Genomic DNA, 24,303 nt, shown 5'->3' on the forward strand with positions numbered 1-24,303 from the left:
CACGCCCCTTCCTTGCGGAAGCCACGTGGAGGTCACCATCCGCCAGCGAGTTTCGCCCGCGGATGCGTTTCGTTTTGGTTGCTACCGGTTGGAGAGGTCGTCGTCCATCCCCATTCTGGCGTTCGGCACGATGCCGTACGAGACGAATGGAAAGGAAATCGATGTTCGAATCCCTCCAGGACCGCCTCGGGTCCATATTGAACGGCCTTACCGGCCGCGGCGCCCTGTCCGACAAAGACGTGTCGGCTGCGCTGCGCGAGGTGCGCCGTGCCTTGCTGGAAGCGGACGTCGCCCTCGAGGTGGTGCGCGACTTCACCGACAATGTCCGCCAGAAGGCCGTCGGCGCCGAGATCGTGAAATCGATCAAGCCCGGCCAGATGGTGGTCAAGATCGTCCATGACGAGCTGGTCGCCATGCTGGGTTCGGAGCAGGTCGCGATCGATCTGAACGCCCCCGCGCCGGTGACCATCATGATGGTCGGCCTGCAGGGCTCGGGCAAGACGACGACCACCGGAAAGATGGCCAAGCGGCTGACCGAGCGCCAGCGCAAGAAGGTGCTGATGGCCTCGCTCGATACGCGGCGGCCCGCCGCGCAGGAGCAGTTGCGTATCCTCGGCGAGCAGACCGGCGTCGCCACCCTGCCGATCATCGCGGGCCAGGGGCCGGTCGAGATCGCCTCGCGCGCCTCGCAGGCGGCGCGGCTGGGCGGCTACGACGTCCTCATCCTCGACACCGCCGGCCGCACCCATATCGACGAGCCGCTGATGGTCGAGATGGCCGAGATCAAGGCGCGCTCGAACCCGCATGAAATCCTTCTCGTGGCCGATTCCCTCACCGGCCAGGACGCCGTGAACCTGGCCCGCTCCTTCGATGAGCGGGTCGGCATATCGGGTATCGTCCTGACGCGCGTGGACGGCGACGGGCGCGGCGGCGCCGCGCTCTCGATGCGTGCTGTCACCGGCAAGCCGATCAAGCTGATCGGCGTCGGCGAGAAGATGGACGCGCTGGAGGAGTTCCACCCGGGGCGCATCGCGGACCGCATCCTCGGCATGGGGGACATCGTCTCCCTGGTCGAGAAGGCGGCCGAGAACATCGACGCGGAAAAGGCCGCGGCGATGGCCAAGAAGATGCGGTCGGGCAAGTTCGACCTCAACGACCTGTCCGACCAGATTCGCCAGATGCAGAAGATGGGCGGCATGGGCGGGCTGATGGGCCTGATGCCCGGCATGGGCAAGATCAAGAACCAGGTTGCGGCGGCGGGGCTGGACGATAAGCTTCTCAAGCGCCAGCTGGCCATCATCTCGTCGATGACGGCCGCCGAGCGCGCCAACCCCGATATCCTGAAGCACAGCCGCAAGAAGCGCATCGCGCTCGGCTCCGGCACCGATTCGGCCGACATCAACAAGCTGCTCAAGATGCACCGGCAGATGGCCGACATGATGAAGTCGGTCGGCAAGGGCAAGGGCGGCGGCATGATGGGCAAGCTCATGGGCGGCCTCGGCGCCAAGATGGGCCTGCCGGGCGGCGCCGGCATGCCGGACCTGTCCAGGATGGACCCCAAGCAGCTCGAAGAGATGGCCAAGGCCATGCAGGCGGGCGGCGGGCCGGGCGGCCTGCCACCCGGCCTCGGCGGGGCCGGCGGACTGCCCGGCCTCGGTAGCGGCTTCCCCGGCCTGCCGGGCCTGCCTCGCAAGAAATAGCGGCACCCTGCCGCTTCGCATCCAACCACATGACAGCGGCCCGAAGGGCCCGGAAATCAGCAAAGAAGGAAATACGCAATGTCCCTGAAACTGCGCCTTGCCCGTGCCGGCTCCAAGAAGCGCCCCTACTACCACATCGTCGTGGCTGACGCCCGTTCGCCGCGCGACGGCCGCTTCATCGAGACGGTCGGCGCGTGGAACCCGATGCTGCCGAAGGACGCCGAGCGCGTCTCGCTCAAGGAAGACCGCATCAAGCATTGGCTGGGTGAAGGCGCACAGCCGACGGACCGCGTGCTGCGCTTCCTGGACAAGGCCGGCATCGCCAACCGTCCGACCCGTTCCAACCCGGTCAAGGCCCAGCCCGGCAAGAAGGCGCAGGAGCGCGAGGCCGAGCGTCGCCAGCGCGAGGAAGACGCCGCCGCCGCCGCCGCGGAAGCTGCCGCCAAGCCGGAAGCCACGGAAACCGCCGAAGCCGAATAAGGCTTCCCGCAGCGCGCCCGGTGCGCGGCCCGGATTTCCAACCTTCATCGTGCCGGGCGGCAGGCGACTGCCGCCCGGAATCCGTTCAGGAGCGTGCGCGCATGACCGAGCTTGAAAATCCCGTGCTTCTGGCAACCATCGGCGGTGCGCATGGCATCCGTGGCGAATGCCGGGTGCGCAGCTTCACCGCGGACCCTACCGATGTCGGGGCCTATGGCCCGTTGGTGGACAAGGCCGGCGTGCGCTACACGGTCGCATCCGCGCGGCTGCAGAAGACGGTCGTGATCGTCCGCTTCAAGGAAGTGACGGACCGCAACCATGCCGAGCGCCTCAACGGGACCGAGTTGTTCGTCGACCGGTCGGCGCTGCCGGACGAGGGCGACGATTTCTACCAGGCCGACCTGATCGGCCTCGATGTCCGCACGACGCGTGGCGACGTGGTGGGCGAGGTCATCGCCTTTCACAATTTCGGTGCCGGCGACGTGCTGGAGATCAAGCCCGGGAACGGCGCCAGCGTGATGATCCCGTTCACCGAAGCGGCGGTGCCGGAGATCGATCTCGACCTCGGCTATCTGCTGGTGGAGCCGGTGGCCGCCGGGCTGGAGGGCGCCATCGAGGTGCGCTCCGACGACGACGATCTCGGCTGACGGGCAGGCCATCATGTTTCGCGCCTCCATCGTCACGCTCTATCCGGACATGTTTCCAGGCCCGCTCGGCCAGTCGCTGGCCGGCCGGGCGCTGGAGCGCGGGGATTGGACGCTCGAGACCACGCATATCCGCGAATTCGGCATCGGACGCCACCGCGCGGTGGACGACACGCCATCCGGCGGATCGGCCGGCATGGTGCTGCGCGCCGACGTGCTGGCGGCGGCCATAGATGCGGCCTCACCGCCAGACGATGTGCGGCCGCGCTATCTGATGAGCCCGCGCGGCGTGCCGCTGAAGCAGGATCGGGTGCGCGAGATCGCGTCCGGGCCGGGGGCGGTCATCGTCTGCGGACGCTTCGAGGGCGTGGACGAGCGGGTCATCGAGGGCCGCGGCCTGACGGAGATATCCATCGGCGACTATATCCTGTCGGGCGGCGAGATGGCGGCGCTGGTGATGCTGGACGCGATCGTGCGTCTGCTGCCCGGCGTGATGGGCAACGCGGAATCGGGAGAGGCCGAAAGCTTCGAGGGGGGGCTGCTGGAGCATCCCCACTATACAAGGCCCGCCGAGTGGGAAGGGCGCGGCATACCCCCCGTCCTGACATCGGGCGACCATGGCGCCATCGCGCGCTGGCGGCGCGGCGAGGCCGAGCGGCTGACGCGCGAGCGGCGCCCCGATCTTCTACCCCCGCCGAAAAGCGCATGATCTTGACGATGCAGGCTCGACAGGCGCCGCAAGCTGGTGTATGAGCGCGCCTGATTTCCTCAGAAGAACTTGACCGTTTCGACGGCCATGACCGGCCAATAATCCGGCATGAAATTAAGAGAGGCACCCTCATGGACATCATTTCCGAACTGAACGCCGCCGAAGTCGAGCGTATCTCCGCCATCCGCACCTTTCCGGCTTTCTCGCCCGGCGATACGCTGCGCGTGAACGTCCGCGTCACGGAAGGTACGCGCACCCGCGTCCAGGCCTATGAAGGTGTCTGCATCGCCCGCTCCGGCGCCGGCCTCCAGGAAAGCTTCACCGTCCGCAAGATCTCCTACGGCGAAGGCGTCGAGCGCGTGTTCCCGGTCTATTCGCCGCTGGTCGAATCGGTCGAGGTCGTGCGTCGTGGCCGCGTCCGCCGCGCCAAGCTTTATTACCTGCGCGACCGTCGCGGTAAGTCGGCGCGTATCGTGGAGGCGACCAACGCCCGCGCTCGCAAGCTGAACGACAATGTCCGCGCGGCCGCCGCCGAAGAGCGCGCCCGGGCCGATGCCGCCAAGGACGCCGCGAAGGCTGCTGCCAAGGCCGACGCCGCGGAGTAATCCGCACGCCGTCAGGCTGTGGTGCGACAGGCAGGGCGGTCTTCGGGCCGCCCTTTTTGTATTGGCGGTTCGGTCGTCCAGCTTGTAACCATTCCATGCAGTTGATAATTTCAGGTCATGAACCCTTGCCGCTCCTATCCGGGCCTGCTGCCGACCACGCTGGGTTATTCCCCGCTGGATGATCGCGCACGCCTGCCGGGCCGGTTCTTCTATCGGCAGATTTCCGCCGTCTACCTTCCGGGCTGACGCGCCGGGCCGCGTGGCCCTCTTCCCGTCTGACGATACCAATGAAGCCGCAGCCCATGTCACCCGACAGCGACCGGGCCGGCGAACCCTGAAAAGACCGATCATGAGCGCCAATCCACGCACACTCTACGACAAGATCTGGGACGACCACCTGATCGAAACCTTGTCCGGCGGCGCCGGCCTGCTCTACATCGACCGTCACCTTGTCCACGAAGTGACGAGCCCGCAGGCCTTCGAGGGGCTGCGCATGGCAGGGCGGCGCGTCCGCCAGCCCGCGCGCACGCTGGCCGTCGTGGACCATAACGTTCCCACCAGCGACCGCAGCGCCGGCATCGCCGACGAGGAAAGCCGCATCCAGGTGGAAGCGCTGGCGCGTAACGCGGCGGAGTTCGGCGTCGAGTACTTCAACGAGGTGGACCGGCGGCAGGGCATCGTCCACATCATCGGGCCGGAGCAGGGCTTCACCCTTCCCGGCATGACCATCGTGTGCGGCGACAGCCATACCTCGACCCATGGCGCGTTCGGCGCGCTGGCACACGGTATCGGCACCTCAGAGGTGGAGCATGTGCTGGCCACCCAGACCCTTATCCAGAACAAGGCGCGCAACATGCTCGTCCAGGTGGACGGCCAGGCGCCGGCCGGTGTGACGGCCAAGGATATCATCCTGGCCATCATCGGCGAGATCGGCACGGCCGGCGGCACGGGCTACGTCATCGAATATGCCGGCGAAGCGATCCGCGCTTTGTCGATGGAAGGCCGGATGACTGTCTGCAACATGTCGATCGAGGGGGGCGCGCGCGCCGGCCTCATCGCCCCCGACGACATCACCTTCCGCTACATCGAGGGGCGTCCGCGCGCGCCGCAGGGAAGCGCGTTCGAGCGTGCCGTCGATTATTGGCGCACGCTCCACACGGACGAGGGCGCCCATTTCGACAAGGTGGTGCGGCTGGACGCGGCCAGCTTGCCGCCCATCGTCACATGGGGTTCCAGCCCCGAGGACGTCGTATCCATCAGCGGTGTGGTGCCCAACCCCGACGACATCGCCGACGAAGCCAAGCGCGCCACCAAGCGCCGCGCCTTGGACTATATGGGCCTGACGCCCGGCACGCGGATGACGGACATCACCATCGATCGCGTCTTCATCGGCTCCTGCACCAACGGTCGCATAGAGGATCTGCGGCAGGCCGCCGACTACGTGAAGGGGCGCAAGGTGGCCGACAGCGTCTCCGCCATGATCGTGCCGGGCTCCGGCCTGGTGAAGGCCCAGGCCGAGGCCGAGGGGCTGGACCGCATCTTCATCGAGGCCGGCTTCGACTGGCGGGAGCCCGGATGCTCCATGTGCCTCGGCATGAATGCCGACAGGCTGGCGCCCAACGAGCGGTGTGCATCGACGTCCAACCGCAATTTCGAGGGTCGCCAGGGGTTCAAGGGACGGACCCATCTGGTTTCGCCGGCCATGGCGGCCGCGGCGGCCGTCGCCGGCCGCTTCGTGGACATTCGCGACTGGGCCTGACGTATCCGCCATCGGGTGGCGCGGTGTCGCGCCACCCGGTGTGTCTTGCCTTGCAGCCACCGATTGGGCATTGAAGCGTTGATGGAACCTGTAGCGGCCCCGGATATCGAAATCTCCCTCCTGCGTCTCAAGGATGCGCGGGACCTTGCGCCGCTGTTGGCCGCGTACAACCAGGCAATGTTTCGCGGTGCGCCTGGCGCGCCGGACACCTACTACGCGGAACAACTGCTTCAGGACCGTACGGGAGAGATCCTCGGTGCGCGGATCGACGGGGAACTGGTCGGCTTTCTCGTCTTCTACGACCTTCCTGACCCGTGGACCGGCATGCGATCCGGCCTTGCAGACCACATCTACGTGGATATACGGCACCGTCGCAAAGGCATCGCCCGGGCCATGGTGGACCTGCTCGCCGACGAGGGCGAGGGCAGGGGGTGGTCGCGCCTGGTCCTGCAGGCCCCGCGCAACGCGGATACAGGCCGCAACCTCTATGCCCGCATCGCCGAGCCGGCCGACTGGACCAGCTATATGATCCGCTTCATCGATCGCTGATTCGTCTCCATGCTGCGGCGCGGCGCTCCTGTTTCGGCGTGCGGGACAGGCGATAAACCGCTTAATCGATTAGGATTTGGGCGCAGGGGTGCAATCTTTGGCAGGGCGCTTGATTTCGCGGGTGCAAAAGGTGTTTTAGAAGCGCTCCATTCGGCGCCAGGTGGGCGGCGCCGTTTCGACATGTCATCGATCCGGCCGTATCCATGCAGGCCGGAATGCCCGCCCAACAGGAGAATCGCTTTGTCGGAGCTTAAATCCGCACGGCCGCTTTCGCCGCATCTGACGATCTATCGTTTCCGCCCCACCATGGCGATGTCGATCCTCCACCGCATCACCGGCTGCGCGCTGTTTTTCGGTACGCTGCTGGTCGCCTGGTGGCTGGTTGCGGCAGCCAGCGGGCCCGATGCATTCGCGACGGCGTCGTGGTTCTTCGGCTCCATCATCGGACGGCTCATCCTGTTCGGCTATAGCTGGGCCCTGCTGCACCACATGCTGGGCGGCCTGCGCCACTTCCTGTGGGATACGGGCCATGGGCTCGAAAAGACCACTTCCACCAAGCTCGCCATCGCGACGCTGGTCGGCTCTCTCGGGCTGACCGCGCTGCTGTGGCTCGGCATACTGATCTTCGGCTGACAGGAGAGCGGATCATGGACATGAGAACGCCTCTCGGCAGGGTGCGCGGGCTTGGCTCGGCCAAGGAGGGCACCGGGCATTTCTGGATGCAGCGGGTTACAGCCGTCGCCAACCTGTTTCTGGTCATCTTCTTCCTCATCCTCGTGGTACGCCTGTCTTCCGGCAGCTACGCGGATGTGCGGGCGGCCTTCGGCAACCCCTTCGTCGGCATCGCGATGGCGGCCACCATCATTTCCGCCACCATTCACATGCGCCTCGGCATGCAGATCGTGATCGAGGACTATCTGCACGGGGCGGCGCGCATCGTCGCCATCCTCGCCAGCACATTCTTCTCGGTCGCCATCGCGCTCTCTGTCCTTTACGCGATCGTGCGGCTGAGCTTCGGAGCTTGAACGACATGGCCGACACAACAACCGGCAACGCACAACCCCATCGCGTCGCGCCCGCCACCAACGGCACCGCCTACAAGTTCATCGACCACACGTTCGACGTCGTCGTGGTGGGGGCCGGCGGTGCCGGCCTGCGCGCCACGCTGGGTGCCGCCCAGGCCGGCCTTCGCACCGCCTGCATCACCAAGGTATTCCCGACCCGCTCGCATACCGTGGCCGCGCAGGGCGGCGTCGCCGCCTCTCTCGGCAATATGGGGCCGGACAACTGGCGCTGGCACATGTTCGACACCGTCAAGGGCTCGGACTGGCTGGGCGACCAGGACGCCATCGAGTATCTGGTGCGCAACGCGCCCGCCGCCGTCTATGAGCTGGAGCATTTCGGAGTCCCCTTCTCGCGGACCCAGGATGGCAAGATCTACCAGCGCCCCTTCGGCGGCATGACCACCGAGTTCGGCGAGGGGCCCCCCGCCCAGCGCACCTGCGCCGCCGCCGACCGCACCGGCCATGCCATTCTGCATACGCTGTACGGCCAGTCGCTGCGCTATGCATCGGAATTCTTCATCGAGTATTTCGCCATCGACCTGATCATGGATTCCGATGGCGTCTGCCGGGGCGTCGTGGCTCTCTGCCTCGATGACGGCACGCTGCACCGGTTCCGCGCCCAGAAGACGATTCTCGCCACCGGCGGCTATGGCCGCGCCTATTTCTCGGCAACTTCGGCCCATACCTGCACCGGTGACGGCAACGCCATGGTGCTGCGCGCCGGCCTGCCACTGCAGGACATGGAGTTCGTGCAGTTCCACCCCACCGGCATTTATGGCGCGGGCTGCCTGATCACCGAGGGCGCGCGCGGCGAAGGCGGCTACCTGACGAACTCGGAGGGCGAGCGCTTTATGGAGCGGTATGCGCCGTCCGCCAAGGACCTGGCATCGCGCGACGTGGTCTCCCGCTCGATGACGATGGAAATCCGCGATGGCCGCGGCGTCGGCAAGGGCAAGGACCACATCTTCCTGCACCTCGACCATCTGGATCCGAAGATCCTGCACGAGCGCCTGCCCGGCATTTCGGAGAGCGCCCGCATCTTCGCGGGGGTCGACGTGACGAAGGAGCCGATCCCCGTCCTGCCGACTGTCCACTACAACATGGGCGGCATCCCGACCAACTACCACGGCGAGGTGCTGACGCTGCGCAACGGCAATCCGGACACCGTCGTTCCGGGCCTGATGGCCGTCGGCGAAGCGGCCTGCGTGTCGGTGCACGGAGCCAACCGCCTCGGCTCCAATTCGCTCATCGACCTCGTCGTCTTCGGCCGCGCCGCCGCGCTGCGCTGCGTCGAGACGGTGGAGGCCGGGGCATCCCAGGCCCCGCTGCCGGCCGATGCCGGCGATCTTGCGGTGTCACGGCTGGACCGCTTCCGCAACGCCAAGGGCGGCACGCCGACCGCGCAGCTCCGCCTTGCCATGCAGAAGACGATGCAGAACAACTGCGCCGTCTTCCGGACTGGCGAGGTGCTGGAAGAAGGTCACCACAAGATCCACGAGGTGTGGGCCAATTCCGAGGACGTGCAGGTGACGGATCGCTCGCTGATCTGGAATACCGACCTTATCGAGACGCTGGAATACGACAACCTGATCTGCCAGGCGGTCGTGACGATGGATTCGGCCCTGGCCCGCCAGGAATCGCGCGGGGCGCATGCCCGCGAGGATTTCCCCGATCGCGACGACCAGAACTGGATGAAGCATACGCTGGCCTTCGCCGACATGGCGGGCAGGACGGTACAGCTTGCGGACCGGCCGGTTCATACCTACACGCTGTCGAACGAGATCGAGTACATCAAGCCCAAGAAGCGGGTGTACTGACACCGCGTCCACGGCCGGGCCATCCGCGCCCGGCCGCGGCAGCGAGGTTGAATGAAACGGTCGCTCGGCATCTACGCCATCAATCTGGACCGCTCTCAAGAGCGCTGGCAGGCGCTGGCCGAGGCATTCTCTCCATTGCCTTATCCACTTCGGCGTGTGCCGGCCCTGGACGCCCGGCTGCAGCCGCAGGCTGTGCTGGACATACGTGGCCTGTCCATCGTCCTGCCGCCTGCCGGGCTAGGCTACAGCATGGTGCGGGGCCGCGAATACCTACTCGTGCAGGAAGCCTGCTTCGCCAGCCATATCGTCGCGCTGCGGTGCTTCTTGTCCGGTGAGCACGATCTTGCCCTCATACTGGAAGACGACGCGGTGCCGGGCCCGCGCACGGGACCGGTGCTTGAAGCCCTCGGCGGGCTCGATGCGCCCTTCGACATCGTGCGTCTGGAAGCGATCCGCCTGTCGGGTTCGCGGCCGGCCGTCAAGGTGGCCGCGCTCGGCGCGGAAACGCTGGTTCGCTCGCTGAAGCCGTCGTCGGGCTCGGCAGCCTATGTCGTGACACGCCAGGCCGCCGAAAAGCTGATCGCGGCGGCAGGACGCAATCTCATGCCGTTCGACGATTATCTTGCGAACCCGTCATTGCACGGTTGCGATGTCTGCTACGTCTCGCCGCTGCCGATCCGGCAGGCGGACGCACCCAGCGTGATCGCAGAAAGCTACGAGCGCGGCCGCCTGCGCCGGCAAAGCGGGCTCTTGCCCTTCCTGCGTCAGGCGCGGGTTCGTGGCCGGCTGCGCCTTGGCCTGTGGGCGTGGGCCCTGCGCGGCGGCGGCGTGCCGCGCAATTATCGCTGGTAGGCTTTGACAAAACTTCCCCACGGATTAGCATTTCTTCCTGGGGGCGCCGTTCCGGGAGGATGCGGTAGTGCGAAATGACTGGAATATTCTGACACTGGCCTTGTGCGCGGGCGCCCTGGTGCTGGCGATGGGCCCGGCCGGGGCTCAGGACGGCGGCGCGCCTCCGGCACAGATGTTCCTGACGCCCGGCGAAGGCGACGAGGTTGGGCTTATCGCCGGCCTGTGCGGCGTCCAGATGAAGGATATGTCGCCGCAGGCCTGCCGCTGCCTTGCCGAACAGTCGCAGACGCAACTGTCCGCTCCCCAGCGCGACTATCTCGTGGCCACGGCCGTTTCGCCGCCGGCCGCAGACAGGATGCTGTCGGATGGCCGGGTCAGCCAACCCGACCAGCAGGCGATCTTCTCTTTCCTCAACGATACGATGCGAACCTGCCACGGCGGCACATTCGACGCCGATGCCCCGCCATTGCCCGGATAGATCAGGACCTGTCGCAGGGGGCGAGCGCACTTTCGGCGGCACGATCCATCTGCTAAGCCGGGTTTTATGACGAAGTCTGGCGTGTCGCGGCGTATCGCAACAACCATAGGGCGTAGCTGGCGCGCATCGCGTTTCGCCGTGAAGCGGCGGCTCGGCTTTGTCGACCCGCCCATGCTGATGCCCTATGTCGGTTTCACCGGCCGGGGAGGCCTGTGGCTGCGGGGCCGGGTGCTGGAAGACGAAGGTGTGGTCTCCGCGCCCCATACGACGTCCGCACTTCACAACCTGTGGCTGACATTCAAGCGGTACGAGACAGACGAGATCGCCGGGGCGCGCGTGCGCTGGCAGGCAGGCGCGGCGTCCGGCGTCGCCTTCAGCGACCATGCCGGCTATTTCGAGGTGGCGGCGGATGCCGCCCCGCAGGACCACGCGCCCTGGATGGCGGTCAACCTGTCGCTGGAGCACGCGCCGGGCTACGCACCGGTGACGCTGGCCGGCGAGGGGCTCGTGCGCGTCGTGTCTCCGCGGGCGCGCTTCGTCATCGTGTCCGACATCGACGATACGATCGTCCATACGGGCGCCAGCGAGATCATCAAGCATTGGCGCATCGTCACCGCCAACTCGCCCGAAAGCCGCGTGGCGTTTCCCGGGGTCGCCGAATTCTATCGTGCACTTGCCGACGGCGAGGACGGGCCCGAGACGAACCCGATCTTCTACGTCTCGTCCAGCCCCTGGAACCTGTTCGACCTGTACGACCGCTTCATGGCGCTGCGCGGCATCCCGCGCGGCCCGATGCTGCTGCGCAACCTTTCCGGCGACGGACTGGACTGGATCCTGCGCCGGCACAACGGCCACAAGGTCCGGATGATCGAGCAACTCCTGTCCGCCTACCCGGACCTGCCGTTCATCCTGATCGGCGACTCGGGGCAGGACGATACGTCCATCTACCATGACATCGCCCGGCGCTTTCCCGGGCGCATCTTGTCGGTTCACATCCACGATATCGGCAAGGCGGACCCGGCGTCCCGTGTCGGCAACGGCATCGGAGCGATCCGCGACCTCGGCGTGCCGGCGACGCTGAGCCGTACCCTGGTGGACGCTGCGGAAGTGGGCGAGGAGATGCGGCTGGTCGCGTCCGGCACGGTCGAGGCCGTGCGGCTGGCGGTGGCGGCCGAGGCGGGCTCCGGGTCGCGCGCCTTCGGCATTTATCCGGGCCTCCCGATGGGCTGAACCGATTGAATCGCGCAAGCCTGTTGCGCTGCGAAATTTTTATGTTTAGGCCCATTCTAAAAGCACCTTCAGGGCTTTCAGAGATACGTTCAGGACAGGTCCATGGTCGAACTCAGCCTCCCCCGGAATTCCCGGCCATCGAAGGGTAAGGTCTGGCCGAAGCCCCAGGGCGCGGCAAACGTACGCGAATTCGCCATCTACCGCTGGTCGCCGGATGACGGCGAAAATCCACGAATCGACACCTATTACGTCGATCTCGACGATTGCGGACCGATGGTTCTGGATGCCCTTCTCTGGATCAAGAACACGGTCGACGCCACGCTGACGCTGCGCCGGTCCTGCCGCGAGGGAATCTGCGGCTCCTGCGCCATGAACATCGACGGCACCAACACGCTTGCCTGCACGAAGGGCATGGACGAAGTGTCGGGCACGGTGAAGGTCTATCCGTTGCCGCACATGCCGGTCGTCAAGGATCTCGTGCCGGACCTGACGGTGCCCTACGCCCAGTTGCGCTCCATCGACCCCTGGCTGAAGACGGAAACCCCCGCTCCGGAAAAGGAATGGCGGCAGAGCCACCAGGACCGCGAGAAGCTGGACGGCCTCTACGAGTGCATTCTCTGCTTCTGCTGCCAGACCTCGTGCCCGTCCTACTGGTGGAATGGCGATCGCTATCTCGGTCCGGCCGTGCTGCTTCAGGCTTACCGCTGGCTGATCGATTCGCGCGACGAGGCGACAGGCGAGCGGCTCGATCAGCTCGAGGATCCGTTCCGCCTCTATCGCTGCCACACCATCATGAACTGCACGCAGACCTGCCCGAAGGGGCTGAACCCGGCGAAGGCGATCGCCGAGATCAAGAAGATGATGGTCGAGCGGCGCGTCTGAGCCATCCGCACCGCGTGAATGCGACGCCGTCGGCCATGCCGGCGGCGTTGTCGTTTACGCCTTCACTTCGGCGCAAAGTCCGGCGAGCATGCTACCCCGATCCCGTTTCGTGGAGGCAGGCATGCCAAGCCGTATCGCATTGGTTCTCGGGCTCGCCGCCGCGATGGCCGGCGGAACCGCCATGGCTGCCGAACAGACCGCCGTCTTTGCCGGCGGATGCTTCTGGTCGGTGGAAGCGCATCTGGAATCGATCCCCGGGGTGGTCTCGGCCGTCTCCGGCTTCACCGGCGGCAAGACGCAAAACCCCACCTATCCGCAGGTGATCGGCGGTGGCACGGGCCACATGGAAGCGGTGCAGGTGACGTACGATCCTCAGCGGGTGACCTACGAAGATCTGCTGAACGCCTATTGGCATTCGATCGACCCGACCGATCCGAACGGCCAGTTCTGCGACAAGGGCCCGCAATATCGCACCGCCCTGTTTCCTTCATCGCCTGCCGAAAATGCCGCCGTCGAAGCTTCCCGGGATGCGGTCCAGAAGGAGCTTGGACAGGCGGTGGCCACGCAGATACTTCCCGCCTTGCCCTTCTATGCCGCCGAGGACTACCATCAGGACTTCGCAAAGAAGAACCCCGTACGCTACGAGGCCTATCGCGTCGGTTGCGGGCGCGATCGGGCGCTGCGGGCCGTGTGGGGCGAGCGGGCCTTTGCCGGCTTGCCGGCAAACCACTGAGACGTCAACCGGAGGAGCACTCGAGCCGCATGTGGAGATGGACCGTCGGTTTCACCCGATCCTGTCGCGGCCTTCCGGCCCTCGTTCTTCTGGCCGTCTCGCTCGTCGCCGGGCAGGCCGGGGCCGCGGATGAATGGGTAGTTCGGCAAAGCCGGCACGACGTCGGGGAAACGGCCCGGCGGCTGGAGGACGCGGTGGTGCGGTCGGGTTCGGTCGTCCTGGCAGTGATCGACCATCAGGATGCCGCGCGGCAGGTGGGGGAGACCATCGCGCCCACCACGGTCGTCATATTCGCCAAGCCGAAACTGTCGACCCCGCTGATGAAGGAGAACCGGCAACTCGCCATCGATCTTCCGCAGCGTATCCTGATCTGGGACGATGGTGGCAGCACACGGATCGGTTACGTCTCGCCCTTCTCGCTTGCAGAGCGCTACGGCATGAATGGCGACCGCCGCGAATGGGAAGAGATGCGCGTCTCGCTGGAGGCGCTGGTGCAGGCGGCTGCGGCGCGAGGAGAGCGTCGACGCGAAGCCGGACAGCCTTGAAGGAACTTGACGGGGCCGTGTTGGTTCTAGGCAGACGCGGGCGTTCGGTCCGCCAGATAGCCAAGGGACAGGACATCATGGCGAAGAAGTCGCAGGCAAGGCTGCACCCCACCAAGAATTCCATGAACGAAAACCTCAGGGCTTCCATGGTCGAGCTGCTCCAGAAGCATCTGGCCTCGTCCATCGACATCGCCTATGCCGCCAAGCAGGCGCACTGGAACGTCAAGGGGCCGAACTTCATGTCGGTGCACCTGCTGTTCGACCAGTTGCACGAAGAGGCCGAGGAGTATGTCGACTCCATCGCCGAGCGGCTCACCGCCCTCGGTGGACAGGCCAGGGGCACCGTACAGGCTGCCTCGGAAGGGTCGATCCTGGAGCCGTACCCGCTCGATCTCGTCGACTCGATGGGGCATCTCAAGCGTCTCGCCGACAATTACGCCACCTGGGGCGGTGCGCTGCGCGACGCCATCGATGAGGCCGACGAGGCCGGCGACGACCTGACGGCGGATCTTTTCACAGGCATCGGACGCGGCGTCGACAAGTCGCTCTACTTCCTGGAAAGCCACTTCCAGCACAGTTGAGTTCGGGCGGCGCCAAGCCGCCCTCTTTTCATCTCCGCCCGCAATCGTTACCTCAGCGGGCATGGACGAACCCACGAAAACAGGTCAGGCGCGATACCGCAAACGGGAGGCGCATGCCACCGTCGCCGGCCTGTTCGACCAGAAGGCCGGACCGGAGGTCCGGACCGTCTCCGTGCTGGTTCCCGTGCCATCCGACAGGCCATATTCCTACGCATTGCCGGACGGGGTCGAAGCCCCGCCCGGCAGCATCGTTGCCGTGCCCCTCGGGCCGCGCACCGTAGCCGGCGTCGTCTGGGACGGACCGGCTGACGGCGTCGATCCGAAGCGGTTGCGCGCGGTTTCCCACGTTTTCGACTGTCCGCCTCTCAGGCCGGCGATGCGGCGGTTCATCGATTGGGTGGCCGCTTACACGCTGTCGCCGCCGGGCCTCGTCGTGCGCATGGCGCTGCGCTCTCCAACCGCATTCGATCCCGAGCCGATGATCGACGGGCTGCAACTTGCCGCCGCCCGGCCGGACCGGATGACGCCGGCCCGCACGCGCGTCCTGGCGGCAGCCGAGGAACACCCCGTGTGGACGCGATCCGGCCTTGCCCACGCGGCCGGGGTCTCCAGCACGGTCGTCGACGGCCTCGTCCGGCAGGGGGTGTTCGAACCCGTGCGCCTGCCGCCGCCGCCGGCGGTGGCCGCACCCGATACGGCCTATGGCCGCGCACGGCTGAGCGAGGCGCAGGCGGACGTGGCCGCCTGCCTCGCCCGGACCGTGACGGCAGGCGGGTTTTCCACGACGCTTCTGGAGGGCGTCACAGGCTCCGGCAAGACGGAAGTCTATTTCGAAGCGGTGGCCGCGGCGCTGGATGCCGGCCGACAGGTCCTTATCCTCCTGCCCGAGATCGCCCTTACCCAGGCGTTCATCGATCGTTTTCACGCGCGCTTCGGCGCGCCGCCCGCCGAATGGCACTCGGATGCGCCGCCGCGCATGCGGGAAAAGGTCTGGCGGCAGGTGGCAGAGGGCCGGGTACGGGTGGTCGCGGGGGCGCGCTCCGCGCTGTTCCTGCCATTCGAGGATCTCGGCCTCGTCATCATCGACGAGGAACACGACCCGGCCTACAAACAGGAAGACCGCACCTTCTATCATGCGCGCGACATGGCCGTGGTGCGCGCCTCGCTCGAAAAGGTCCCGCTGGTGCTGGCATCGGCGACGCCGTCCGTGGAAACGCGGGTCAATGCCGCGCAGGGCCGTTACGGCCATCTGCGCCTCGGCGCGCGCTTCGAATCTGCGGCGCTGCCGGAACTGTCGCTCGTCGATATGCGCCGCCATCCGCCCGAGCGCGGCCGCTTCGTATCGCCGGTACTGGCCACCGCCATCGAGGAAACGGTCCGGCGCGGCGAGCAGGCGCTCCTGTTTCTCAACCGCCGGGGCTATGCGCCGCTGACCCTGTGCCGGTCCTGCGGACATCGTTTCCAGTGCACGCAATGCTCGACCTGGCTGGTCGACCATAGGCTGCGGGGCCAGCTCGTCTGCCACCATTGCGGCTACAGCGAGAAGCGGCCGGAAGCCTGCCCCGAATGCGGCACTGTGGACCATCTGGTGCCGTGCGGGCCGGGCGTCGAGCGAATCGCCGAGGAGATGCTGGAGCGTTATCCCGATGCGCGCACCGTTCTCTTGTCGTCGGACCTGCCGGGTGGCGCGCGGCGCATGCGCCGCGAGCTGGACGCCATCGCAGAGGGCGAAGCCGACATCGTCATCGGCACGCAACTCGTCGCCAAGGGCCATCACTTCCCGCTGATGACGCTCGTCGGCGCCATCGACGCCGATCTCGGCCTGTCGAACGGCGATCCGCGTGCCGCCGAGCGCACGTTCCAGCTTCTTCACCAGGTCACGGGCCGGGCTGGGCGCACCGGACGCTCCAGCCGCGGGCTGATCCAGACATGGCAGCCTGAACACCCGGTCATGCAGGCCATCGCCAGCGGCGATGCCGAACGGTTCTACGCCCGTGAGGTCGGCGAGCGTGAACGTGCCCTGATGCCGCCCTTCGGCCGGCTGGCCGCGATCATCGTTTCCGCCGCAACGCGCCGCGAGGCGGAAGAGCACGGCCGCGCCCTGCGCGCCGCCGCGCCGGGCGGCGGCGGCATCGAGGTGCTTGGCCCGGCCGAGGCGCCGCTGGCGGTGCTGCGCGGGCGCCATCGCTTCCGGCTTCTGTGCCACGGACCACGGCAGGAATCGATGCAGGCCTTCCTGCGGGCGCTGTTCGCAGCGGCGCCAAGGCCGCGCGGCTCGGTGCAGGTGCAGGTGGACGTGGATCCGCAGAGCTTTCTCTGAACTATCACGCAATGGTGAAGCCACGTTCGGACAAGCCATGCGTGCCACCTATGATTTCGTCATGATTCGCCTGCCGCCGCATGTCGCGGACGGCGCGCCCGCAACCTGAGGACTGGCTGCCCGATGGAATTCACCCTGCCCACCACCAACGCCGACTGGCTGCCTTTTCTTGCCGCCGTCGCCACCCTTCTGGGCGGGCTGGTCCACCTGTTCGCGCCGCGCCTGGCGCTGCGGGACTCCGGCGTGCCGGCCGGGCAGGCACGGCCTGCCGCGCTGGCGCAGATCCGCGGGTCGCTCGGCGGCTTCTGGCTGGGGGCCGGCTTTGCCGGCATCCTCTTCTACGACCAGCCGATCGCGCAGCTCGTCCTGGGGCTGGCCTGGTTGTTCGCGGCCTTCGGCCGGTTCGTGTCCATGCTGTCGGATTCCGGCCTGATCCTGGTCAACTGGGTGGCCCTGGCAATCCAGCTGATTCTGGCGTTCCTGTTCATCGGGCCCGTCTTCGGCCTCACCCCGGGGTGAGCCTCCCGCATTTCATGCGAAAAAGCCGTGTTTGAAGCCCGCATGACTCGACTAAGCCATGTTGTCGAGGCCGGATCGCTATGCTAGACGAACCCCCGATCGGCATGGCGAAACGGCATCAGGCGGTTTCGCTGCAATTTCAAGGATCGGTTCTGGTTTTCCCCGCCGCCTGCATCGCAGGGGAACGGGAGGGTCAAACTTCAGGAAGAAAAGCGGTCGTCCGTGGCTAAATCATCCTCTCCGGTATCCGGAGTCGCAGAGCGCTACGCCCAGTCCCTCTTCGAGCTGTCGCATGACGATGGCTCCGTCGAGGCGACGGAGGCGGAACTTCGCCAGTTCCGCACCCTGATCGAAGAGAACGCGGATTTCCGCCGCCTGGTGGAAAGCCCGGCCTTCACATCGGAAGATCAGCTTCGCGCCGTCGGCGCCATCGTCGAGGCGGTCAAGCCTTCGATGCTCGTCGGCAACTTCCTCAAGGTCGTGGCGGCCAATCGCCGGCTCTTCGCCCTGCCGCAGATCGTTTCCGCCTTCATCGAGCTGGCGCGCGCGGCGCGCGGCGAAGTGGAAGCCAGGATCGTCAGCGCGCATGCGCTTTCGCAGGAGCAGCGCGACGAGCTTTCCAAGGCTCTGGCCGCCTATTCCGGCAAGACAATCACCATGCAGGAAAGTGTCGACCCCGCGATACTCGGCGGGCTCGTCGTGCGTATCGGATCGCGGCAGATCGATACGTCCCTGCGCACCAAACTCAATTCGCTCAAGCTCGCGCTGAAAGAGGTCGGCTGATGGACATCCGCGCCGCGGAAATTTCCGCAATCCTCAAGAACCAGATCAAGAATTTCGGCAATGAAGCCGAGGTTTCGGAGGTCGGTCAGGTTCTGTCGGTGGGCGACGGCATCGCCCGCGTCTACGGCCTCGACAACGTTCAGGCCGGCGAGATGGTCGAGTTTCCCGGCGGCGTCCGGGGCATGGCCCTCAACCTCGAAAGCGACAATGTCGGCGTCGTGATCTTCGGTTCCGACCGCGAGATCAAGGAAGGCGATACCGTCAAGCGCACGGGCGCCATCGTGGACGTTCCGGTTGGCAAGGGCCTGCTCGGCCGCGTCATCGACGGCCTCGGCAATCCGATCGACGGCAAGGGCCCCATCGACGCCACCGAGCGCCGCCGCGTCGACGTGAAGGCGCCGGGCATCATCCCCCGCAAGTCGGTGCATGAGCCGATGGCGACGGGCCTGAAGGCCATCGACGCGCTCATCCCGATCGGTCGCGGCCAGCGCGAGCTCGTCATCGGCGATCGCCAGACGGGCAAGACGGCGATCCTTCTGGACACGTTCCTCAACCAGAAGCCGGCCCACGACGAAGGCCGTACGGCAGACCAGCTCTACTGCATCTACGTGGCCATCGGCCAGAAGCGCTCGACTGTCGCGCAGTTCGTGCGGACGCTGGAAGAGCGCGGCGCCATGGCCTATTCGGTCGTCGTTGCCGCCACGGCTTCCGACCCGGCTCCGCTGCAGTACATCGCCCCCTTCGCGGGCTGCGCCATCGGCGAGTATTTCCGCGATAACGGCATGCATGCCGTGATCGGCTACGACGACCTGTCCAAGCAGGCCGTCTCCTACCGCCAGATGTCGCTTCTGCTGCGCCGCCCGCCGGGCCGCGAAGCCTATCCGGGCGACGTCTTCTACCTGCATTCCCGCCTGCTGGAGCGCGCCGCCAAGCTCAACGATTCGCTGGGCGCCGGCTCGCTGACGGCACTGCCGGTCATCGAGACGCAGGCCAACGACGTGTCGGCCTACATCCCGACCAACGTGATCTCGATCACCGACGGCCAGATCTTCCTGGAGACCAACCTGTTCTACCAGGGCATCCGCCCCGCCGTGAACGTCGGTCTTTCGGTGTCGCGCGTCGGCTCCGCGGCCCAGGTCAAGGCGATGAAGCAGGTTGCCGGCTCCATCAAGGGCGAGCTCGCGCAGTACCGCGAGATGGCGGCCTTCGCGCAGTTCGGCTCCGATCTCGATGCTGCCACGCAGCGCCTGCTGAACCGTGGTGCGCGCCTGACGGAGCTGCTCAAGCAGCCCCAGTTCTCGCCGCTCAAGACGGAAGAGCAGGTCGCCGTGATCTTCGCCGGGACGCAAGGATACCTCGACAAGCTCAAGGTCTCCGACGTCGGCCCGTTCGAGCAGGGCCTCCTGACCGCGCTCCGCACCGAGCACAAGGATATCCTGACCACGATCGCGACGGAAAAGGCGTTGTCGGACGAGACTCGCGGCAAGCTCAAGGCCGCCCTCGACCAGTACGCCAAGTCCTTCGCCTGATCGTACGGCAAGGCTGAACCCGGAGACGCTAGAGACAGATGGCTTCGCTCAAGGATCTGCGAAACCGCATTGCCTCGGTCAAGGCGACGCAGAAGATCACCAAGGCCATGCAGATGGTCGCGGCGGCCAAGCTTCGCCGCGCCCAGGCTGCGGCCGAGGCTGCCCGCCCCTATTCGGAGCGGATGGCCTCCGTTCTGGCCAATATCGCGAACGCCATGGACGATGGCGAGGCGCCGGCCCTGATGGCCGGTACCGGCAAGGACGATACGCATCTCCTGGTGCTGTTCACGTCCGACCGCGGCCTTTGCGGCGGTTTCAACGCGCAGATCGTGCGCCGCTTCCGGGAGCATGTCCGGAAGCTGGATGCCGAGGGCAAGACGGTCAAGATCGTGACCGTCGGCAAGAAGGGCTACGACATGATCCGTCGTGACCTGTCGGCCCGCATCGTCGAGCGCGTCGAGCTGTCCAATCCGAAGACATTGGGTTTCGCCCAGGCCGAAGAGGTCGCCGACACGGTGATGGCGCGCTTCGAAAAGGGCGAGTACGACATCGCGACGATCTTCTACTCGGAGTTCGTCAACGTCATCACCCAGAAGCCGACGGCACAGCAGCTGATCCCCGCGACGGTGCCGCCTTCGGAAGGTGCGTCCGTGGATGCCAGCGCCGGTGGCGCCCTCTACGAGTACGAGCCGGAGCCCGAGGCGATCCTCGAAGACATTCTGCCGCGCAACGTCAAGGTGCAGATCTTCCGCGCCCTGCTCGAGAATGCCGCTTCGGAACAGGGCGCCCGTATGAGCGCCATGGACAATGCTACGCGCAACGCCGGCGACATGATCAAGAAGCTGTCGATTTCCTACAACCGCCAGCGCCAGGCGCAGATCACGACCGAACTGATCGAGATCATCGCCGGCGCGGAAGCGCTGTAAGACTGTAGATTCCGGCCTCGACCGCCACAGGGCGGGGCCGCCCAATTCAACATCGAGGCGCGCGGGAGGCTTCTTTTGCCGGACGTGCGGTTCAAGCTGGTTTAAGAGGAGGCCTTCATGGCTGACACATTGGACAGGAGCGTGACCACCGGCCGCATCGCCCAGGTCATCGGCGCCGTGGTGGACGTCGAGTTCGACGGGCATCTGCCGGAGATCCTGAACGCGCTGGAAACCGAAAACAACGGTAACCGGCTCGTGCTCGAGGTTGCGCAGCACCTTGGCGAGAATACCGTCCGCACCATCGCGATGGACCTGACGGAAGGTCTGGTGCGCGGTCAGCCGGTGCGCGACACCGGTGCCCCGATCGAAGTGCCGGTGGGCGACGAGACGCTCGGCCGCATCATGAACGTCATCGGCGAGCCGATCGACGAGGTGGGGCCGATCCGTACGGAAACCAAGCGCTCCATCCACCAGCCGGCCCCGCCCTATATCGAGCAGTCGCCCGAGAGCCAGATCCTGGTCACGGGCATCAAGGTCATCGACCTTCTGGCGCCCTATGCACGCGGCGGCAAGATCGGCCTGTTCGGCGGCGCCGGCGTCGGCAAGACGGTTCTCATCCAGGAACTCATCAACAACGTCGCCAAGGCGCATGGCGGTTATTCGGTCTTTGCCGGCGTCGGCGAGCGGACCCGCGAGGGCAACGATCTCTACCACGAGATGATCGAGTCCGGCGTGAACAAGGACCCGCACGAGCACAACGGCTCGACCGCAGGCTCCAAGGCCGCCCTGGTCTACGGCCAGATGAACGAGCCTCCCGGTGCGCGCGCCCGCGTCGCGCTGACCGGCCTGACGATCGCCGAGCATTTCCGCGATCAGGGCCAGGACGTGCTGTTCTTCGTGGACAACATCTTCCGCTTCACGCAGGCGGGCTCCGAAGTGTCGGCGCTTCTGGGCCGTATTCCTTCGGCGGTGGGCTATCAGCCGACGCTGGCCACCGACATGGGCGCCATGCAGGAACGTATCACGACGACGACCAAGGGTTCGATCACGTCGGTGCAGGCCATCTACGTGCCCGCCGACGATCTGACCGACCCGGCGCCGGCAACGTCCTTCGCCCACCTCGATGCGACGACGGTTCTCAACCGCGCCATCTCCGAGAAGGGCATCTACCCGGCGGTGGACCCGCTGGAGTCCACCTCGCGCATGCTGTCGCCGATGATCATCGGCGAAGAGCACTACGATGTGGCCCGGAAGGTCCAGTCGATCCTGCAGAAGTACAAGTCGCTGCAGGACATCATCGCCATTCTGGGCATGGACGAGCTGTCGGAAGAGGACAAGCTGACGGTGGCGCGCGCCCGCAAGATCGAGCGCTTCCTGTCGCAGCCCTTCTTCGTGGCCGAGGTCTTCACCGGCGCGCCGGGCCAGCTCGTGCCGATGGAAGACACGATCCGCTCGTTCAAGGGCCTCGTCGAGGGCGAGTACGACCATCTGCCGGAAGCGGCCTTCTACATGGTCGGCTCCATCGACCAGGCGATCGAAAAGGCCCAGCGCCTGGCCGCCGAAGCGGCCTGATCGATACTGGAAAGGCGCACCGCAGGCCGGAGCGCCTTTCCGCCATCGTTGCGGAGCCGGCCGGTAGGGCGCGGTTTCCGTCGAAATACCAAAGGTGCGCTTTCCATCGGGGAGGGCACGGTTTCAAGGCAGGCGATCCGTGGCTGACAGCTTCAAGTTCGAACTCGTTTCTCCCGAGCGGCTGCTTCTTTCGGAGCAGGTGACGGCCGTGATCGCGCCGGGGACCGAAGGCTATTTCACCGTCATGGCGCATCATGCGCCCCTGATGACGACGCTGAAACCGGGCGTGGTCCATGCCACGATGGCCAGCGGCCCGGATCGCCGGATTTTCATCCAGGGCGGCTTTGCCGACATCAACCCGGATGGCTTCACCCTTCTGGCCGAGCATGCCATCCCGGTGGAAGATCTTTCGGCCGACGAGCTGGATCGCCAGATCCGCGCCGCCGAGGAAGACGTGGCCGACGCCACGGACGGGGAGGTCAAGTCGCGTGCCGAGCATCGGCTTGCCGACCTGCAGAATGCCCGGGCCGCGTTGGCTGCCTGATCCATACCGTTTCACACAGGTTTCGAAGGCCTCTCGGCAGTACGCCTAGGGGCCTTTTCTTTCGTCTCAACGAAACATGCCCTCGCGGATGTTGATCCCGCGTTCGGCCCATACCTTAAGGGCGCACAGCATCTGCATCCATCCGGCGCAATTGTCGTAGGATGCCTTCAGCCCGGCCGCATCATCGCGCCAGCCGCTCTCCGCAATCGTCACCAGCGTGCGCCCGTCCTCTGTCGCTTCGAAACTCATGATCACTTCGGTCTGGTACGAGCCGGCCTCCGGCGCCGCGTCCCACCGCAGGACGATCCGGCTCGGATGCGTCACCTCGACGACCGTTACCGGGAAGGCTCCGGGGAAATCGGCGAAGTCCCACCGCACCGTCGCGCCGGTTTCGAGCCGCCCTTCCGCGCCGCCGGTCGTGAAGTAGGACGAAAGCTGGTTCGGATCGACGACCGCCTCGAACACCGCTTCAACCGGGCGATCTATCCGGCCGGATACCTGAAAAGAAAGGTTCATCTTCTGTACCTCCGCTTGCGATTGCACCAATAATGTTATAAAAACATAACATGTCAAGCGATACGGAAGACGACCAGATATTCAAAGCCCTCTCGTCGGGTCTCCGGAGGCGGATGCTGGACGCGTTGAAGGCGGGGCCGCAGACCACGGGGAGCCTGTGCGCGGCCTTCCAGACCTTGGATCGCTGCACGATAATGCAGCATCTCAAAGTGCTCGAAGACGCAGGCCTCGTGGTTGCCGTGCGAAAGGGGCGGGAGCGCTGGAACCATCTCAACGCCCTGCCGATCAAACGCATTCACGACCGGTGGATCGGCCCCTATGCGGCGGCGGCCGCGGACCGCCTTGCGGCGCTGGACGTCGCGCTGCCGCCGGGGCCGGTGTCAGACCGCTGAAAGACCGCGAAACTGCGCCACCACCGCCTCGTAGACCGGGCGCTTGAAGGGCACGATCAGATCGAGCACCTCATCCATCGTCTTCCAGTCCCATTCAGAGAACTCGGCCTCGTGGCCGCCGGGGGGAGGGGCAATCTGGATCTCGCCTTCGTCACCCTCGAAGCGGAACGCGAACCATTTCTGCGTCTGGCCTCGGAAACGACCCTTCAATGCGATTCCGACCAGATGCGCGGGCAAGTCGTAATCGATCCAGCGATCGGCCTCGGCGAGCAGGGACACGTTGCGCATGCCCGTTTCCTCGTAGAGCTCGCGCAGCGCCGCGGGCAGGGGCTCCTCGCCCGGATCGATACCGCCCTGCGGCATCTGCCAGAGGCGTTCCTCTCCGTCGAGCTCGCCCTGCGGCAGCGCGATGCGCCGGCCCACCCAGACCCTGCCCTCGGCGTTCAACACCATGATGCCGACGCATGGGCGGTACGGCAATGTTTCGGGATCGACAATCGGCATCTATGTCCCCAGTGCTCCGTCAAAACAAAAGACCCCGGGGCGAACCCCGGGGCCGGATAGGCAAATGCAG

General features: G+C 66.1%; 28 protein-coding genes. 26 read left to right on the plus strand and 2 right to left on the minus strand.

The annotated features are described in order from the left end of the window. Positions 1-161: 161 nt before the first annotated feature. The 25 genes from ffh to IGS74_RS04925 all read left to right on the plus strand — a co-directional run bounded on the left by ffh (position 162) and on the right by IGS74_RS04925 (position 22,821). Positions 162-1,700 carry a signal recognition particle protein gene (gene ffh, locus IGS74_RS04810; RefSeq protein WP_192389804.1) on the plus strand — a complete coding sequence of 513 codons (1,539 nt, stop codon included), beginning with the start codon at positions 162-164 and terminating at the stop codon, positions 1,698-1,700. Positions 1,701-1,778: 78 nt separating this feature from the next. Further along, positions 1,779-2,180 (plus strand): 30S ribosomal protein S16, encoded by a 402-nt coding sequence (rpsP, locus tag IGS74_RS04815; RefSeq protein ID WP_039188214.1) that lies wholly within the window; start codon positions 1,779-1,781, stop codon positions 2,178-2,180. Positions 2,181-2,281: 101 nt separating this feature from the next. Continuing rightward, the gene (gene rimM / locus IGS74_RS04820) at positions 2,282-2,827 is read left to right on the plus strand and encodes a ribosome maturation factor RimM (protein WP_192389806.1); all 546 of its coding nucleotides are present in this window, start codon (positions 2,282-2,284) and stop codon (positions 2,825-2,827) included. 13 nt (positions 2,828-2,840) lie between these two features. Then, positions 2,841-3,533, plus strand: coding sequence for a tRNA (guanosine(37)-N1)-methyltransferase TrmD (gene trmD / locus IGS74_RS04825; RefSeq protein ID WP_192389809.1), 693 nt, complete (start codon positions 2,841-2,843; stop codon positions 3,531-3,533). A 131-nt stretch (positions 3,534-3,664) separates the two neighbouring features. Further along, positions 3,665-4,138: a 50S ribosomal protein L19 gene (gene rplS, locus IGS74_RS04830; protein WP_039188221.1), complete on the plus strand. Its 474-nt coding sequence runs from the start codon at positions 3,665-3,667 to the stop codon at positions 4,136-4,138. A 117-nt stretch (positions 4,139-4,255) separates the two neighbouring features. Further along, entirely contained in the window at positions 4,256-4,384 is a 129-nt protein-coding gene (locus IGS74_RS20405; RefSeq protein WP_280940197.1) for a hypothetical protein, read from the plus strand. A 103-nt stretch (positions 4,385-4,487) separates the two neighbouring features. After that, positions 4,488-5,897 (plus strand): 3-isopropylmalate dehydratase large subunit, encoded by a 1,410-nt coding sequence (gene leuC / locus IGS74_RS04835; RefSeq protein WP_039188223.1) that lies wholly within the window; start codon positions 4,488-4,490, stop codon positions 5,895-5,897. A gap of 81 nt (positions 5,898-5,978) precedes the next feature. Continuing rightward, the gene (locus tag IGS74_RS04840) at positions 5,979-6,446 is read left to right on the plus strand and encodes a GNAT family N-acetyltransferase (protein WP_192389811.1); all 468 of its coding nucleotides are present in this window, start codon (positions 5,979-5,981) and stop codon (positions 6,444-6,446) included. Between the two features lie 240 nt (positions 6,447-6,686). Further along, positions 6,687-7,079: a succinate dehydrogenase, cytochrome b556 subunit gene (gene sdhC, locus IGS74_RS04845; RefSeq protein WP_246722930.1), complete on the plus strand. Its 393-nt coding sequence runs from the start codon at positions 6,687-6,689 to the stop codon at positions 7,077-7,079. A 14-nt stretch (positions 7,080-7,093) separates the two neighbouring features. Next, complete coding sequence (gene sdhD, locus IGS74_RS04850) at positions 7,094-7,471, plus strand: succinate dehydrogenase, hydrophobic membrane anchor protein (protein WP_039188228.1); 378 nt, start codon at positions 7,094-7,096, stop codon at positions 7,469-7,471. A 5-nt stretch (positions 7,472-7,476) separates the two neighbouring features. Beyond that, positions 7,477-9,327, plus strand: coding sequence for a succinate dehydrogenase flavoprotein subunit (gene sdhA / locus IGS74_RS04855; protein ID WP_039188230.1), 1,851 nt, complete (start codon positions 7,477-7,479; stop codon positions 9,325-9,327). Positions 9,328-9,378: 51 nt separating this feature from the next. After that, complete coding sequence (locus IGS74_RS04860) at positions 9,379-10,179, plus strand: glycosyltransferase family 25 protein (protein WP_192389813.1); 801 nt, start codon at positions 9,379-9,381, stop codon at positions 10,177-10,179. 67 nt (positions 10,180-10,246) lie between these two features. Further along, a complete protein-coding gene (locus IGS74_RS04865) occupies positions 10,247-10,657 on the plus strand; it encodes a hypothetical protein (RefSeq protein ID WP_192389815.1) in 411 nt (136 codons plus the stop codon). A 66-nt stretch (positions 10,658-10,723) separates the two neighbouring features. Continuing rightward, the gene (locus IGS74_RS04870) at positions 10,724-11,887 is read left to right on the plus strand and encodes a phosphatase domain-containing protein (protein WP_192389817.1); all 1,164 of its coding nucleotides are present in this window, start codon (positions 10,724-10,726) and stop codon (positions 11,885-11,887) included. A gap of 102 nt (positions 11,888-11,989) precedes the next feature. Next, positions 11,990-12,769: a succinate dehydrogenase iron-sulfur subunit gene (locus tag IGS74_RS04875; RefSeq protein ID WP_039188239.1), complete on the plus strand. Its 780-nt coding sequence runs from the start codon at positions 11,990-11,992 to the stop codon at positions 12,767-12,769. Between the two features lie 121 nt (positions 12,770-12,890). Then, positions 12,891-13,502, plus strand: a complete 612-nt coding sequence (msrA, locus tag IGS74_RS04880; RefSeq protein ID WP_192389819.1) for a peptide-methionine (S)-S-oxide reductase MsrA — start codon at positions 12,891-12,893, stop codon at positions 13,500-13,502. Between the two features lie 29 nt (positions 13,503-13,531). Beyond that, positions 13,532-14,047 (plus strand): DUF302 domain-containing protein, encoded by a 516-nt coding sequence (locus IGS74_RS04885; protein ID WP_052194445.1) that lies wholly within the window; start codon positions 13,532-13,534, stop codon positions 14,045-14,047. Between the two features lie 77 nt (positions 14,048-14,124). Then, positions 14,125-14,628 carry a DNA starvation/stationary phase protection protein Dps gene (gene dps / locus IGS74_RS04890; RefSeq protein WP_192389829.1) on the plus strand — a complete coding sequence of 168 codons (504 nt, stop codon included), beginning with the start codon at positions 14,125-14,127 and terminating at the stop codon, positions 14,626-14,628. A 61-nt stretch (positions 14,629-14,689) separates the two neighbouring features. Beyond that, positions 14,690-16,948, plus strand: coding sequence for a primosomal protein N' (locus IGS74_RS04895; RefSeq protein WP_192389831.1), 2,259 nt, complete (start codon positions 14,690-14,692; stop codon positions 16,946-16,948). 123 nt (positions 16,949-17,071) lie between these two features. Further along, positions 17,072-17,467 (plus strand): DUF4345 family protein, encoded by a 396-nt coding sequence (locus IGS74_RS04900; protein ID WP_192389833.1) that lies wholly within the window; start codon positions 17,072-17,074, stop codon positions 17,465-17,467. Positions 17,468-17,689: 222 nt separating this feature from the next. Then, positions 17,690-18,250: a F0F1 ATP synthase subunit delta gene (locus IGS74_RS04905; protein WP_039188245.1), complete on the plus strand. Its 561-nt coding sequence runs from the start codon at positions 17,690-17,692 to the stop codon at positions 18,248-18,250. Beyond that, positions 18,250-19,779 carry a F0F1 ATP synthase subunit alpha gene (gene atpA / locus IGS74_RS04910; protein ID WP_039188246.1) on the plus strand — a complete coding sequence of 510 codons (1,530 nt, stop codon included), beginning with the start codon at positions 18,250-18,252 and terminating at the stop codon, positions 19,777-19,779. The genes IGS74_RS04905 and atpA overlap by 1 nt, the downstream gene beginning before the upstream one ends. A 38-nt stretch (positions 19,780-19,817) precedes the next feature. Beyond that, positions 19,818-20,705, plus strand: a complete 888-nt coding sequence (locus tag IGS74_RS04915; protein ID WP_039188248.1) for a F0F1 ATP synthase subunit gamma — start codon at positions 19,818-19,820, stop codon at positions 20,703-20,705. Between the two features lie 117 nt (positions 20,706-20,822). Then, entirely contained in the window at positions 20,823-22,277 is a 1,455-nt protein-coding gene (atpD, locus tag IGS74_RS04920) for a F0F1 ATP synthase subunit beta (RefSeq protein WP_192389835.1), read from the plus strand. Positions 22,278-22,416: 139 nt separating this feature from the next. Further along, positions 22,417-22,821 carry a F0F1 ATP synthase subunit epsilon gene (locus IGS74_RS04925; protein ID WP_192389837.1) on the plus strand — a complete coding sequence of 135 codons (405 nt, stop codon included), beginning with the start codon at positions 22,417-22,419 and terminating at the stop codon, positions 22,819-22,821. 66 nt (positions 22,822-22,887) lie between these two features. Here IGS74_RS04925 and IGS74_RS04930 read toward each other — a convergent pair whose 3' ends face one another. Beyond that, positions 22,888-23,337, minus strand: coding sequence for an SRPBCC domain-containing protein (locus IGS74_RS04930; RefSeq protein WP_192389842.1), 450 nt, complete (start codon positions 23,335-23,337; stop codon positions 22,888-22,890). Positions 23,338-23,387: 50 nt separating this feature from the next. Between IGS74_RS04930 and IGS74_RS04935 the strand changes: the two genes are divergently transcribed. Further along, complete coding sequence (locus IGS74_RS04935) at positions 23,388-23,729, plus strand: metalloregulator ArsR/SmtB family transcription factor (RefSeq protein WP_192389843.1); 342 nt, start codon at positions 23,388-23,390, stop codon at positions 23,727-23,729. On the opposite strand, the gene IGS74_RS04940 is transcribed toward IGS74_RS04935, so the two are convergent. Further along, on the minus strand, positions 23,718-24,233 hold the full coding sequence (locus tag IGS74_RS04940) for an RNA pyrophosphohydrolase (protein ID WP_192389844.1): 516 nt from the start codon (positions 24,231-24,233) through the stop codon (positions 23,718-23,720). The two genes, IGS74_RS04935 and IGS74_RS04940, sit on opposite strands and share 12 nt — an antisense overlap. Between the last annotated feature and the right edge of the window lie 70 nt (positions 24,234-24,303).

This window comes from Aureimonas sp. OT7 (assembly GCF_014844055.1).
Lineage (GTDB): Bacteria > Pseudomonadota > Alphaproteobacteria > Rhizobiales > Rhizobiaceae > Aureimonas > Aureimonas altamirensis_A.